Origin of the sequence: Methanobrevibacter sp. (assembly GCF_015062935.1) — an archaeon.
Lineage (GTDB): Archaea > Methanobacteriota > Methanobacteria > Methanobacteriales > Methanobacteriaceae > Methanocatella.
Map to the genome: position 1 here is coordinate 61,546 of NZ_SUTM01000004.1, position 15,810 is coordinate 77,355.

9 protein-coding genes are annotated in these 15,810 nt (G+C 35.1%); 8 read left to right on the plus strand and 1 reads right to left on the minus strand.

What is annotated here, in order from left to right; genetic code table 11:
• Positions 1–79 precede the first annotated feature (79 nt).
• The 7 genes from E7Z81_RS02640 to E7Z81_RS02670 all read left to right on the plus strand — a co-directional run bounded on the left by E7Z81_RS02640 (position 80) and on the right by E7Z81_RS02670 (position 9,105).
• Entirely contained in the window at positions 80–1,579 is a 1,500-nt protein-coding gene (locus tag E7Z81_RS02640; RefSeq protein ID WP_292743850.1) for a DUF2193 domain-containing protein, read from the plus strand.
• A gap of 9 nt (positions 1,580–1,588) precedes the next feature.
• Positions 1,589–2,362, plus strand: coding sequence for an MIP/aquaporin family protein (locus E7Z81_RS02645; protein ID WP_292743853.1), 774 nt, complete (start codon positions 1,589–1,591; stop codon positions 2,360–2,362).
• Between the two features lie 144 nt (positions 2,363–2,506).
• Positions 2,507–3,328, plus strand: a complete 822-nt coding sequence (locus tag E7Z81_RS02650) for a DUF368 domain-containing protein (RefSeq protein ID WP_292744047.1) — start codon at positions 2,507–2,509, stop codon at positions 3,326–3,328.
• 67 nt (positions 3,329–3,395) lie between these two features.
• Complete coding sequence (locus E7Z81_RS02655; protein WP_292743856.1) at positions 3,396–5,987, plus strand: DEAD/DEAH box helicase; 2,592 nt, start codon at positions 3,396–3,398, stop codon at positions 5,985–5,987.
• A 6-nt stretch (positions 5,988–5,993) separates the two neighbouring features.
• Positions 5,994–7,610, plus strand: coding sequence for a helicase HerA-like domain-containing protein (locus E7Z81_RS02660; RefSeq protein WP_292743858.1), 1,617 nt, complete (start codon positions 5,994–5,996; stop codon positions 7,608–7,610).
• 9 nt (positions 7,611–7,619) lie between these two features.
• The gene (locus E7Z81_RS02665) at positions 7,620–8,111 is read left to right on the plus strand and encodes a hypothetical protein (protein WP_292743859.1); all 492 of its coding nucleotides are present in this window, start codon (positions 7,620–7,622) and stop codon (positions 8,109–8,111) included.
• A gap of 172 nt (positions 8,112–8,283) precedes the next feature.
• The gene (locus tag E7Z81_RS02670; protein WP_292743862.1) at positions 8,284–9,105 is read left to right on the plus strand and encodes a tetratricopeptide repeat protein; all 822 of its coding nucleotides are present in this window, start codon (positions 8,284–8,286) and stop codon (positions 9,103–9,105) included.
• Here the strand turns inward: E7Z81_RS02670 and E7Z81_RS02675 are convergent.
• Positions 9,095–9,517, minus strand: coding sequence for a DUF123 domain-containing protein (locus E7Z81_RS02675; RefSeq protein WP_292743865.1), 423 nt, complete (start codon positions 9,515–9,517; stop codon positions 9,095–9,097). The two genes, E7Z81_RS02670 and E7Z81_RS02675, sit on opposite strands and share 11 nt — an antisense overlap.
• A gap of 164 nt (positions 9,518–9,681) precedes the next feature.
• Here E7Z81_RS02675 and E7Z81_RS02680 point away from each other — a divergent pair, with 164 nt between their 5' ends.
• Positions 9,682–15,714: a C1 family peptidase gene (locus tag E7Z81_RS02680; RefSeq protein ID WP_292743868.1), complete on the plus strand. Its 6,033-nt coding sequence runs from the start codon at positions 9,682–9,684 to the stop codon at positions 15,712–15,714.
• Positions 15,715–15,810: the final 96 nt, after the last annotated feature.

Sequence of the window (15,810 nt, forward strand, 5' to 3'; positions counted from 1 at the left end):
TAAACAAATTTAAATAATATGGTGAATAATTTATTATTATCTAAGAGTATATTTTGCTCTTATTACCTAGGTGATAAAAATGAGAGAGTTATATGAAAAAATGATAAACGAGTCAATGGCTGCTCAAAAGGCAGATGTTGCCGTTATATCAGAAAATAGATACAATGACTTTAAAATTACTGATGCAAAACCTTATGCAGATGCAGTAGCCGGCATGACTGCACTTGACAACCAGGCAGAATCAGTAATCAACTTGCACAAGGAATCTGTAAAAAACCATTACGAAATACTGTCTTCAATTACAGACACATTAAAATGTGAAGATGACCCGTTCATTGAACACTTCCAGACTCCTCCTGTACTTGAAATCTTATGTGAAGAAGACGGCGAATTTGCAGACAGTGTAGACAAATTCATTCAGGCAATCGCAGATAATGAAGCCCTTGTTGCAAAAGAATCAATCAGAAGATACGGAGGATTCTACGGACCAACATGTGTAGTGGACTTTGCTTTGATGCCTGGAAGTACCAGTAATGTTGTAAATCAGATACTTCAAAAAACTGACATTCCTGAAGATCACAAACAAGCGATTCTATCTGCAAAATCATGGGGTATGAACACTTCCTATGGTATTGGTGATGCATTTGCAAATGCTATTGAAGCTGGAGCAACTGCAGCTGAAGCAACAGAAAAGGAAATTGCGGCATTGCAGATGATTTATAAAACTCCTATCGAAGGACAAGGAACCTTAATGGATGATGCTGACCATTCATCATTTGACGTAAGGGACTACATGAACAAATACAAAAAGGCAATGACTTCAACAGTTAAAGCCGCAATGGATGACGGCGTACACTATGGAAACATTGTAACAGTACCTGCATACTGTGTAGGTGATATTGGACACCACATAGGTCAATCAACCTACAACATGTGTAAGGATGACGTAACTTTAGCTATCGTTCAGGCAACTGCAGATGTTATCGGAAACACATTAACATCAAACCTTGATAACTATAAATCTGAATTCGATGTGCTTAAATTAGCTACCGGTTCATCAGCATGCGCCACAGAATTCATCCTGGAACTTGATGGATTCAATGCTCCAATGGTAGTGGACTTGTTCTCCAAAAGATTCCACAACTTTGTACAGCAATATCCAACAAGAGGTGCAGCAGCTGAGTTGCATAACTGTGACTTCATGGACATGATTTACAGAGGATTTAATGCAATCAGTGCAGCCCGTAAGTTCAGAGCAGGAATCGGCGGTGAATTAGTGCCAAAAATCAATGGATTTGCAGTTGACTTAAGTCCAATTCTTGAAAGTGAAATCGTAATGAACCCACAAAGATACACTTATCCTGCATGTGCAATTACAGTAAGATTCTCTTCACTCATGAGATTAGCAGACTATCCATGTCTTTTAACTTCAGAACCAATTACAGCAACCATGATGACAAACATCATTGCACTTAACAAAGGAGCACCAGGATCACCTGTAAGAGGTTGTAAAAACTGTGCTGCTGCTTCACTTGTGGACAACAAACACGAATACTGTCAATGGAGAGAAGCTGTATAGGCGATTAATATGACATGTAATATTAGAAAAAAATTCTTTGCAGAACTTCTGGGAACATTTTTCCTGGTATTTTTCGGTACAGGTGCTGCTGTTGTAACCCTTCTGATTTCAGAAGATATTACTCCGGGTGCTGCTGGAATTGGACTTTTGGGCGGATTAGGTGACTGGATTGCCATAGCTTTGGCATTTGGTCTAACTGTAATGATATGTATTTATGTATTCGGTAAGATATCTGGTGCACATTTAAATCCTGCTGTAACCATCGGACTGCTTGTTACTAAAAACATTGACCTGGTTGACAGTATATATTATATAGTTGCACAGGTAATCGGTGCTTGTATAGGAAGTCTATGTCTTTACTTATGTCTCGGAGCTCCTGCGGTAACAATAGGAGGACTTGGTGCAACAGCACCTGGACTTGGCGTAAGCTATCTTCAGGCAATGTTTGCAGAATTCTTGGGTACATTCTTCCTTATGATGGTTGTAATGGGTGTTGCAGTAGACAAAAAAGCGGAACCGGGCTTTGCTGGAATTTCAATCGGTATGACTGTAGCTGCCGTTATTGTTGTTTTAGGTGCATTTACAGGTGCTTCAATCAACCCTGCACGTACATTCGGACCATATCTTATGGATATGATTCTAGGAGGTCAAAATCTCTGGGGATTATTCCCAATTTATTTGGTTGGACCTATTCTTGGTGCAATCTGTGCAGCATTCGCATATGCATATCTTGCAAAAGATAGTGGAGTCTGTGAACTTCCACAACCGTTCAACGATGAATAATTCTTTTTAGAATTATTCTTCATTTTCTTTTTTTGATAATCTATTTAAAACAGTTCAGCCTAATATTTATATAATTACTATTTGGGTGATAAATTGAATTTTAATATTAAGGAAGCTATTTTAATTTTCATTCGCGGAGTTCTGATGGGCTCTGCAGATATTGTTCCGGGTGTTTCAGGAGGAACAATAGCTTTAATTACAGGTATTTATGGCCACCTGGTTGAAGCAATCAGTAAAATCAGTTTTGGATTTGTAAAACCTCTCTTTAAAGGGGATTTAAGGGGATTTTGGTCCAAACTGCTTGAAGAAATTGATTTTAAGTTTTTCATTCCGTTAATCTTGGGTATTGGAGTTGCATTTCTGACTTTAGCTAAAGTCGTTACCTACTGTATGGATGTTCACACTGCACTTACATATTCATTCTTTTTGGGACTGATTATAGCTTCAGCGGTAATCTTATTTAAAAAGATTAAAAAAATCAACATTAAACATGTGGTTTTTGCAGTAATAGGTATGATATTAACATATATCTTTGTAAGCCTCAATCCAATAGCAGCTAACCATTCCCTGCTTGTTTTATTCATTTCAGGTATGATTGCAATCTGTGCAATGATTCTTCCAGGTATTTCAGGTTCATTTCTGCTGTTGCTGTTAGGTCAGTATGAATACATGCTGAATGCACTTCACCAGTTTCACCTGTCTGAAATCATAGTGTTTGTAGTTGGTGCCCTAATCGGTATTCTAGGATTTTCCAAAATCCTCAACTTCCTTTTAAAAAATCATGAGGAAGTTACAATGGCATTTCTTATTGGTGTAATGCTTGGATCACTTAAGGTTCCGGCTGTAGAGGTAACAAATGCAGTAAGTTTAAACTTTGCAGGACTCCTGCCTTGCCTGATTGTTGCCGTAATAGGATTTGTTTTAATTATCATATTGGAAACCAGATTTGATTACATCGAACAGTAATCAAATTTAAAACTTTTTTTTTAAATTTATTTAAATTTATTAACAATTAAAAATATATCTTAATATAATGCTAGTTTTAAAGAAAATCAAAAAACAGTGGAGGCTATATCCGATAGGTTCTCCGAAAGGCGCACTCAACCATAAGAGAAAACCTGAATTTGTCGGCAACATCAAATTTTCACATGATGGCGATTCACTGTCAATTGCAAGGTTTGTAGCGGATTATAATTTCAATGACAATTCCACATTGAATGAAAAGCTGGTTCCTCCAGGCGAAGTCATTAAACTGCTCAGATCTCAGGCTGTTTTTCTAGCAACTAAAGATGAAAAAGTTGAAAAATACCTGAAATCCCTTAACATCAAGGTCAGGCACACTCAGGTATGTGACTACTGTGCATATGAAGGAAATATTACAATAGTCAATTCAGATTATTCCTATAACTTTAACAATCAGCTGATTTGTAAGGACTGTGCTCATGACACTATAAAACAGGAATTAAAGCTCCAGGGATTTGATAAGGCAATCTTTAGAAACCTGCAAAACACCTTGGAAAAAACCGGAAGTCTTGAAAAGACATTGTCTGTTCTAGATCCTCATTTTGATGCGATAAAAAACAGAAAACTGACATTATTCGATAAGACTAAAAAATCAAGACATATCGTACCTCCTGTTGACATGAAGAGGCTTAAAATTCCTAAGGACTTCAAAAAGGTATTGCTTGATTCAGGAAACACAAAGCTATTGCCTGTGCAATATCTCTCCATTAAGGAAGGGCTACTTAAAGGCGAAGACCTGCTGGTTGTAAGTGCCACAGGTTCCGGTAAGACTCTCGTAGGGGAGCTTGCAGGAATCACAGAAGCCCTGAAAGGCAAGAAATTCGTATTTCTAACCCCTCTGGTCGCACTTGCAAACCAGAAATACAGGGATTTTAAAAAGAAATATTCTCAGCTGGGTTTAAAGGTGGCCATCAAGGTTGGAAGAAACCGTGTCAAGGCAAAAGGGGAATTGAATCTTCCCGATTCTGACGTTTCCAAGGCTGATATTGTGGTTGCTACCTATGAAGGTATTGATTATCTTTTAAGAAACGGAAATTCCTCATCACTATCCAATCTGGGTGTTGTTCTGATAGATGAGATTCACATGATTGATGATGAGGACCGTGGAACAAGACTGAACGGTTTGATAAAGCGTATTAAACATTTATATCCCAAAACTCAAATCATCGGATTGTCAGCAACAGTTAAAAATCCTGAATTTTTAGCAGATGAGTTCAACATGAAGCTGGTAAAATATGACGAGCGTCCGGTTCCTCTGGAAAGGCACCTTGTTTATGTTAGAAACGAGTCTCAAAGACGCCATCTTATGCAGAGACTGGCCAAAAGGGAATTCAATACAAAATCCAAAAAAGGCTTCAGGGGCCAGACAATAATATTTACAAATTCAAGAAGAAAAACTCACCAGATTGCCAATTTCCTGACAAATAAAAGGGTCAATGCAAAGGCATATCATGCAGGACTGTCCTATTATAAAAAGGAAAAGATTGAAAAGGACTTTGACAAGGGTAAGATTTCATGTGTTGTAACAACAGCAGCTCTTGCAGCGGGAGTGGACTTTCCGGCTTCACAGGTAATATTCGACTCCCTGATAATGGGAAACAAGTGGATCAATCCAAACGAGTTTTCACAGATGCTTGGCCGTGCAGGAAGACCGTCCTATCATGACCGGGGCATAGTTTATTTAATTCCTGAGATAGGCAATGATTTTCAGGGAGAATCTGAAGAGGCAATGGCATTGGAGCTTTTGGAAAGCAATAGTGAAGATGTATTCATTGAATATGATGAGGAGTCAGCATATGAGCAGATACTTGCAGACATTTCCTCAACTTCAATTAAATCACTGGATGAGCTTAATAAATTTTATAAAAATATTGATGTTCCTATAAGCATTAAGATAGCAGTTGACGAGATGGAAGAGTTAGGATTAATTAATAGGAGCATAAATAATAAATTAGATGTAACAAAATATGGCCGGGCAACTTCGGTATCATTTTTATCTATAGATGATGCGGAATTCATCAAGAATACACTGCATGACTATAATTATCTTAAAAGGTATGTCGGTTTGTCTCCGATGTACAAGAAAAAGGATAAGTATGATAAATTGAAGGTTTTAATCCTTGCAATGGCACTGGATTTGGAGATGTTTGAAAATGCATATCTGTCAAATGTTATTCACAATCAGATATCAAATGCATTAAAAATCAAGTTTTCAACCAGACTGTTCGCAGAATCAACCTTGGATATCATTTCCAGTGGTGAAGCAATCGAAAAGGTTGACAAAAAATTCCAGGATGCGCTGATTGCGCTTCAAACGGATTTCATGCAATGCAGATGTCAGGACAGGCCATTCTGTTCATGCATGCAGAGGGGAATCTCTGAGGTGATAGTTCACGAAAGGCTTAAAGGCAAGGACCCTCAAGACATATCAAATAAGCTGTTTAGAAAATATCAGATTCAGGTATATCCGGGAGATATATTCTCCTGGCTGGATAATTTCGTAAAAAATTTGGATGCAATCAAAAGGATTGCAAAAGCGTTTAATCGACAGAATATTGTTAAAAAGACTAATTGGTTAATTAAAAAAATAGAAAACGGGTGAAATGCAATGTATGCGGAAGATAAAATATTGATTGGTTGCAATGAAAACGTTTGTGTTGAATTGCTTCCGAAGCTGGCTAACCGTCACGGTCTGATAGCTGGTGCAACAGGTACAGGTAAAACAATAACTTTGAAAACATTGGCTGAATCATTTTCAGACATGGGCGTTCCTGTATTTTTGGCTGACATGAAAGGAGACATTTCAGGACTTGCCAAAATAGGTTCTGAAACAGATAAAATCAAAACCAATGTTGAAAAATATGGTCTTGCTGCAAAAGGATTCAAATATCAGGCATATCCTGTAGAGTTCTGGGATCTGTTTGGAGTTAAAGGACTGCCTGTCCGTGTTTCATTATCTGAAATGGGCCCTACACTTCTGGGAAAAATCCTAAACCTGTCCGAAGCACAGCAGGGAGTCCTTAATATAGTATTTAAAGTGGCTGATGAAAAATCTCTTTTAATCATTGACATGAAGGATTTAAAGTCAATGATCAATCATGTTGTTGAAAACAAGGCCGAATATGAAAGTGAATACGGAGCAATTGCCGATAAGTCAGCTAATACAATTCTGAGAAGTCTCATTACTCTGGAAGATCAGGGAGGAAACGATTTCTTCGGTGAACCTGCACTGGTTTTGGATGACTTTATGAGAGTGGACGACAACGGAAAAGGTATCATCAACATTCTTGATGCTCAAAAATTATCCCTGTCACCTGAAATATACTCAACATTCCTTTTATGGATGCTGTCCGAATTGTTTGAAAACCTGCCTGAAGTAGGGGACATGGATAAGCCAAAATTCGTATTCTTCTTTGACGAGGCACATCTTCTGTTTGATGACATGTCACCTGAATTCGGCAAAAAAATCGAACAGATTGTAAGGCTGATCAGGTCAAAAGGCGTTGGACTGTACTTCATATCACAGTCTCCTGCAGACATTCCTGACGATATCCTTGCACAGCTTGGAAACCGTGTACAGCATGCGCTTCATGCATACACACCAAAAGACCAGAAAGCCGTTAAAGTGGCTGCCGAAACATTTAGGCCAAACCCTGATTTCGACACATCAACAGTGATTTCCGAGCTTGGAATAGGTGAAGCACTGGTTTCAGTTCTGGATGAAAAGGGTGTTCCAAGCATTGTTGAAAAGGTTGACATTGTTCCTCCTCAAAGCTTCATCGGAGCGATTGACGATACAATGCGCTCTGAGCTGATTAACCTTTCAGAGTTGAAATCCAAATACTGGGAAGCTGTAGATGGACTTTCCGCTTATGAAATGCTTTTAAACAAGATTGATTCAAATCCTAATGTTGAAAGTGAAGTTCCGCAGGTTGACATGGAAGTAATCGAAGAGGCAAAGGTTGAAGTTCAAGCTGAACCTGCTCCAGAACCTGTCCAGCCGGAAGCGGAAGAAGCTCCTCAGCAGCCTCAGCAGGGTGCCGGCGGAATTCTTGGTGATATTATAGGTAGCGTTCTTGTTGGTCAAACACAGACTGCAGGCAAAAAAACCAAAAAGACCGCTCAGCAAAAGGCAATTGAAAAGGCAGCTTCACAGGCAATGAACACAGCCGCACGTGAAGTTACAAAAGGTCTTATGAGAGGAATATTCGGTCAGATGAAATAAGGTGGTTAAATGGCACATCCTCATAAAGAGGCTATTGCAAATATGCCTGCTTCATCTCTGGTAGGTATAATTGAAGAGTCTAAGGTGACTTACGTTAGGGAAAATTTAAGTGTATTTCTGCATGAAAGCCAAATCAAACTCTTAAAACAGGTCAAAAAGCATGAAAAGCCTCATCACAAAAAGATTAGGATAAAACAGTTTGAAAGGGCTAAAAAAGACGACTTGTTTAACCTGCATTTAGGTCTGTATTTAAAGAAATATAAGAAACTTGAAAAGCTTGGTTTGATTGAAATAGATTTGAATCCCGGAAACGGACTGGAATATGACTGCGCTTTAACACCTAAAGGCCTAGGGGTTTTGGATGAAATAGCGGACCTTGAAAGTAAATGGGAAGGCGTTGTCGGCGTTACAGACGATGATTTGGAAGTCCTTAAAAAACTTGCACTTGATTCATTTGAAATATCCTACAGACACAAGAAAAACAGGGAATTTATTTTCTAGGTAATTGTTTTTTTCAATTACTTACTTTTTTTATTTTTAAAACAGTATTTATTTTACTTTATTTTTTTATATTCTAATTATAAAATTGTATTTTAAAAAATAGAATAGTTTAATAATTAGTTTTCTTAAATGAATAATTACAATCAAAAATTAAACAATTTAAGGTGTAATTATGGTGTCTAATATTAGTGAAAAGTCAATATTGCTTTCTGATAAAGCTATGGAATGCTGTATGAATGGAAATTTTGAAAATGCTTTGAAATATTTTGATGAAGGTCTGAGTGTAGATGAAGACAACATTTTGCTTTTGTACAACAAAGCGGGGTGTCTGGTTAACATGGGTGAAATCGAACAGTCAGATCCTATTTTTAAAAAAATAATCGGTCTTTGCGACGAGATGGACAAATCAGAACTGGTTTTAAATATCAAGGCAAATTCATATACTTACTTGAGGGACTTCGACAGTGCAAGGGAAGTCTTTGAAGAAATATTGAAAGATTTCCCAAACAACGTTGACGGTCTGCTTTCAAGGGCGATTTATCTAAAAAGGGAATGCATGTATGATGATTCTCTTGAAGTATTCAGAAAAGTCCTGAATCTGGACCCGGACAATTTTGAAGCAAACATGTATATGGGGGAACTGCTGCTTGATTTGGGAGGTCATGAGGAATGCAAAAAGTTCATTGACAAAGCCTTTGAATTATGTCCGGACTTTCCATATATTCTATATATTAAAGGATGTTACTTTGCAGCGGTTTGTGAAGATTACAAAAAGGCTATTGAGTATTATGATAAAGCTATAAATATTGAACCGGGTTTAGTAAAGTGTTACTTTGAAAAGTCCAAATGTCTTGTTCTTTTGGGAAAGGCTGATGAGGCTAAAAAAAGTTTCAATAAGATATATGAACTCAATCCTGAGTTTTATGATGAATCTCATAAGGAATTGCTGGACGATATAATTGAAATGCTGGCCAATCATTATTTCATGGATTGATTATTCTAAAATCAATTGCCAGTGAGTCATATGCATATTTAACTGTTTGAACTGCTTGATTTTTGCTTTCAAAGTAATAAAGGTGGCTTTCACAATCACAATCGCTGCAGCCGAAACCCTCAATTCCATAGGCTTTTGATGTTAGAAATTGTGAAAGTTCACATTCAATTTTTTTAGGTGAGACATTGCATATTACTTTTTCAATTTCAGATTCCTTTAGAAAGTAGTCTATGTGCCAGTGAAGCTTTTTTTCATCGCTTAGATGTCTTTTAATTCTTGATTCAAGTGAATTCATGGCTGAGCCTACATAGACATAATAACCTTTCTTAAACTCTATTTTTCCGAGTTTTTTTCCTATCTTGACAGTTCTATCATTATTTAATTTGATTATCAAACAGTAACAGCCTTTCATCAGTTTTGAATATGTCTTTTTAAGTATAAATTTTTAAAGTGAGTTGATTATTTATATTATTATAAATATAAATTAAATTAATGTAAATTAAATTTTAGTTGAGATCAAATATGTTTAAAAAGGATAGGATTTTATTTAATATATGCTTGACATTATTGTTTTTATTGATAATAATTCCTGCAAGCTTTGCTTCTGATAATTCTGAGGATATATTAAATAACAATGATTTTAATGAAACCTTATATCTTTCAGCAAATTTAGATGATAATATCCTAAGGGCATCCAATGATTATTATTTCAATGCTTCAGCTGAAGATGATGGGGACGGATCTATAAACAATCCGTATAAATATCTAACTGCAGATAGAATTAAATCAAACTGTAATATATATCTTGCAGATGGGGAATATGAACTGGATTCTAATAAAAATATTGAAAGAGTCAATATTTATGGTAGTGATGTTGAAAAAACCATAGTAAGCTATGCAGGTGTCGGATTCTTTGTAAGTACCTCTTTGACAATACAAAATGTAACTTTCGTTGATATGTCAATTACCAATTATGGTAAAATTGCAGCCAATAACACTGTCTTTTCCTATGGATATGGCTCACGTTCTGATTCCTATGGGAATAATTTTGGAGGGGCAATTTACACTCCTTCTGATTACTCCAATGCAGTTTTAACACTTAATAACTGTACTTTTAATGACAATTATGCGGTTTATGGCGGTGCAATTTATATGGCTAGCGGCAGTCTAGAAATTACAGATTCACTGTTTATCAACAATCTTGCATATAATTATGGTGGGGCCATTGCATGTGAAAATACCGCCAGTGTAGTCATTTCAAAATCCAAGTTTTATAATTCACGTTCAGTGGATGATGCGGGTGGAGCAATTTACCTTAAATATTCTTCATTTGAAGGGAAAAACATTGATTTTATTAATTGTTCTGCAACATTCGGAGCAGCAATAACTTCTTTAAAATCAATTTTTTCCTTAAATAATGGATATTTTGAAAACAATTCTGCAAAATGGAATGGTGGAGCAATTTACCACATGTATGATGATTTTACAATGACAAGTTCAAAATTCATCAACAATTCTGCCAGAAAGGGTGGGGCTGTATTTATAGACAACTGCACTTCTCTTTATCTGAGAGCAAATATATTTACAGCTAATAGTGCATCTTTTGTCGGAGGTGCAGTGTATTCTCTTTTAAACATAGTTAAAGTTCCAATACTGGGATTTAATAAATTTTCAGATAATCAAGCATATCTAAGTGAAAATCTTTTTGACTCTTCAAATATTAATCTGACAATGGGTAGTGGAAATTATTCCATGGTTAAATTTAATGACAGTCCGATAGATGCAATTCCTTCCAGGTATAGTCTGTATGAAAACGGATTTACGACTGTTGTAAAAGACCAGCAAACTTCCGGTAACTGCTGGGCATTTACAGCTATTTCCGTTTTGGAATCATGTATACTGAAAGCTACAGGCAATACATATGATTTGTCAGAAGAAAACATGAAAAATCTGGCCGCTTTATTTTCAGATTATGGATGGAATATGAATACAAATGATGGTGGATATGATTATATGCCGTGGGGATATCTGGCAAGCTGGCTAGGTCCGGTATCTGAAATGGATGATTTATTTGACGATAAATCAGTACTGTCTTCCATATTCAACAGTATTTTCCATGTTCAAAATATACTGTTCTTATCACGTGACAATTACACTGATAATGATGCTATAAAGGAAGCTATATTGAAATATGGGGCCGTTGGAACATCAATGGCATATTACAGCAACTATTATGATGACACAACCAAGGGATATTACTGTTTTTCAAATGTGGCAAGCAATCATGCAGTAACAATTGTAGGATGGGATGACAATTATTCAAAATCCAATTTCAAATGGGCAAACTATATTGAAGGTGACGGTGCATGGATTGTAAGAAACAGCTGGGGACCTTCCTGGGGTGAAAACGGATACTTCTACGTATCATATTATGATATGAAATTTGCACAGCCTGGAGTAAACGCCTCATCATACACAATAATCTTCAATGACACAAAAAGATATGATAAAAATTACCAGTATGATATAGCAGGAATTACAGATTTCTTCTGCAATTCTTCAAATGCTGTATGGTATAAAAATATATTCACTGCCGGTGCTGATGAATATCTTGCAGCTGTTTCTACATACTTTGAAAAAATAACCAATTGGACAGCATCTATATATGTAAATGATGAGCCGGTACTGGTTAAAAAAGGAATCTCCAATCCCGGTTATTACACCTTTGATTTAGGTCAGTTAATACCATTAAAAGCCGGTGACGTATTTGAAGTTGTTTTCAATATTTTAGTTGGTGGTGAAGCAAATTTCCCAATCTCCGAAGCAAAATCTCTAAACAGGATGCTTTATAAACCCGGAATTTCATTTGTAAGCTATGACGGCAAGCAATGGCAGGATTTATATGACCTTGAATGGGCATATTCAACTCATTCGTATAAATCTCAGGTAGCAAGCATTAAAGCGTTTACAATCTTAAATCCGATTGCTGTAAACACTTCTTTAAATGTCAGCTATGACGGTTTCAATCCGGTCACCCTTACTGCAAAAGTCATAGATGAATATGGAAACCTTTTAGATGGTGAAGTTTTATTCAATATCAATGGTGAAGATCACTACGTTAATGCAAGTAAAGGGCAGGCTGTTTTAGAATGTGATTTAAACCAGACAACCAATTTCATCTCAGCAAAATTCATTGCTCCGGGCTATATTTCATCCGCAGATTACAAATCCGTTGAAATCAGTGTCCGTCAAATAAATCTGACTTCAAGCATTTCAAGAGTTCTAAACAACGTAACTATAGAAGTAATGGCAAATGAAACACTTAACATAACTGTCAGTGTGGTTGTAAATGATGATTCATATGAGATTGAATTAATCAATGGTCAATCCAGTCTTAACTTATCTAATCTTTTAAATGATGTCTATACTGTAACTGTCTATTCAGCAGAGCAGATTTACTCTTCAAATATTATTGAAGACAGCTTTACTGTAGATGTTAGAAATACTACAATTTCTGCTGATGATTTGACTATATATGACAGTCAGTTAATTTATAACATTACATTGACAGATTCTGAAGGCAATCTCCTGTCCGATAAAAATATCAGATTTGTCATAAACAATGAAACTTACAATGCAACTACTGATAACGGTATTGCAACACTTGTTTTAAACCTTGAACTGGGCAAATATATAGTTGATATTGATTTTGAAGGAACCAATGATTATCTTAAATCAAATTCCTCTAAAACAGTAATCGTTAAAGACATAGTTGAGATGAATGTCAGCTATGAGAAATATCAGGACACTGCGGTTGTTCATGTGAATATTTCAAAACCGCTTAACGAGACCCTGTCAGTTAAGATTAACAATAATACTCAAAACATAACCTCCATAAACGGAATTGCAATTTTAAACTTAACCTCTCTTGAAAACGGCAAATACGATATTGAAATCAGTATTGCAAATGAAAATTACTTCTTCAATCAGACAGTTATTGAATTTGTCATTGATGTCTTTGACACTGTTATTGCTGCTGATGATTTGATATGTGATGATAGTAATGTGGTAAATTACACAGTACGTTTAACTGACATTAAAGGAAATCCTTTAGCTAATAAGTCAGTAGAATTTATTTTAAATAATAACAGTTACATTTCTTTAACAGATGATAATGGTGAAGCCAGCATATTGGTTAATCTGACTGCAGGTGCTTATGATGTTTTAGTAAACTTTAACGGTGAAGATAATTTCTTCTCTTCATCTGAAAAATCACTCATTTCTGTTCATCCTAAGGTTGATATTGCATTGGAAGTTGAAAAGTACCAGAACAAGGTCTCTTTAAACATTTCCCTGTCAAAAGCAATTAACGAAACATTAACAGTCATAGTTAACGATAATAAATTCAATATCACATCCCATAATGGTTTGGCCAGTATGGATTTGTCAAATCTTGATAATGGCATTTACGATATTGAAATCCGATTGGACAATGATTCTTATGTATTTGAAGCTTGTAAAACTTCATTTGAGGTTAATGTAAGTGAAAGCAAAATCATTTTGGATAATTTGACTCTAACTGATGATGCTGAGATGAATTTTACAGCTATTTTGGTGGACGGTAAAAATCAGCCAATTTCCAATAAAACCCTGGAATTCACTTTAAACAATGAAACCTACAGTATCATAACAGATTCCAATGGAAAATCATCTATTCCTCTAAATCTGCCTCTCGGCAAGTATGATGTTTTAGTTAAATTCACAGGTGATGACAGTTACTTTGATTGCGAGTCTACTTCTCAAATCAAAGTAAAATCAAAAGTTACAGTCAGTTTGGACGTTGAAAAATATCAAAATACTGCAAAAATCAATGTTGGTTTATCCAAAGACATTGATGGTCCGGTTACAGTTATTGTAAATGGTAAAAGATATGATGTTAATTCTATTTTAGTTTTAAACAGTCTTGAAAACGGTATTTACAATGTTTCCGTTGAGCTTAATGACAGCTATGAATTCAATAATGTATATGATCAGTTCACTGTAGATGTCTGTGAAACAATAATCGTTGCAAATGACTTGACTATTGTTGAAAATCAGTTTGCTGAATTTAACATAACTTTAATGGATGTTAACGGCACAGCTGTATCTGGACGTTTGATTGATATTGTAGTGGATGGAAAAACATATGGTGTTGAAACAGATTTAAATGGGCTTTGCCAAATTCCTGTTAACCTGACAAATGGACTTTATGATGTTCATATTTCATTTGCGGGAGATGACAATTACTTTAACTGCTCAAAAAATGTATCAATTAAAGTTAGAGAAAATGTTTTAATTGAGATGAACATTAATGTTGAAACAAATAACGTATATATTAATATCTCATCATCAAAAACTGTCAATGGAACATATGTTGTCAAAATCAATGATGAAACTTTCAGATTCAACACCAATGGAACATCAAATATTGTTTTACTTAATAAAACTAAAGGAAATTATGTTGTTGAGGTTTATCTTGAAAATGAAATGGATTATAATGTGAATAACCTTTCAGATGATTTTGAAGTTCAAGCCAAACAGGCATTTTTAAAATCAGATATCTCACAGGTATATGTTGGAGGTTTTTATAAAGTAACATTATCAAATTCAATGGGATTGCCTTTATCAGACAGTAAAATCAGATTTGAGTTCAACGGCAACTCTTACACTGTTAATACTGACAGTAACGGTGAAGCTTATTTAAGGTTAAATTTAACTGAAGGCAATTATTCTATCAATGTTTACTTTGCAGGCGATAACTATTATGATGGAGCAAATTTAACTGCTGATTTTGAAGTTAAATCAACAATATTGAACAATAACACTTCAGATAAGACCTATAATTCCAAATATACTGTAATCTTTTTGGACAGTAATGGAAATCCTTTGAATAATTCAAATGTTAAATTCATTATAAATGATAAGGAATATGTAGCGACAACTGATGAAAATGGTTTGGCATCTCTTCAGATTCAGGAGGGTGTCGGTAATTATAATCTGACCATTATTAACCTGAAGACTGGTGAAACTCTAATTCACTCAATTAAGGTCTCACCAAGGATAACAAATAACAAAGACATGACAATTTATGCATTAAGTGGCAAAAAGTTCACAATCAGAGCTTATGATGATAATGGAAATCCTGCAGGATTGGGTGAAAATATAGCTGTTAAAATAGCTGGAAAGACATATACGATTACAACCAACGCAAATGGTTATGCATCCCTTAAAATAAATCTGATAAATAAAAAATATACAATCACAGCAACATACAAAGGATTTAAGGTATCCAATGTCCTTACTGTAAAACCTGTTTTGATAACTGTCAATAAGGTTTTCAAAAAGGCAAAATCCTATAAATTCCGTGCGAAATTGGTAAATGGCAATGGAAAAGCATTAAAGAATAAGAAAATTACCTTTAAAATTAAAGGTAAAAAATATGTTGCCAAAACCAACAAGTATGGAAAAGCCACTATAACCATTAAACTTAAACTTAAAGTGGGATCATATAAAATCTATTCAATTTATGGAAAATCCAAAATCAAAAACACTATCAAAATTAAAAAATAGTGATTTTCCATTAATTTTTTTCTTTTTTTCAAATAAACTTGAAAAGTTTATATATGTAAATTAACATAAATACTTAACATATTTTAATTTATTATC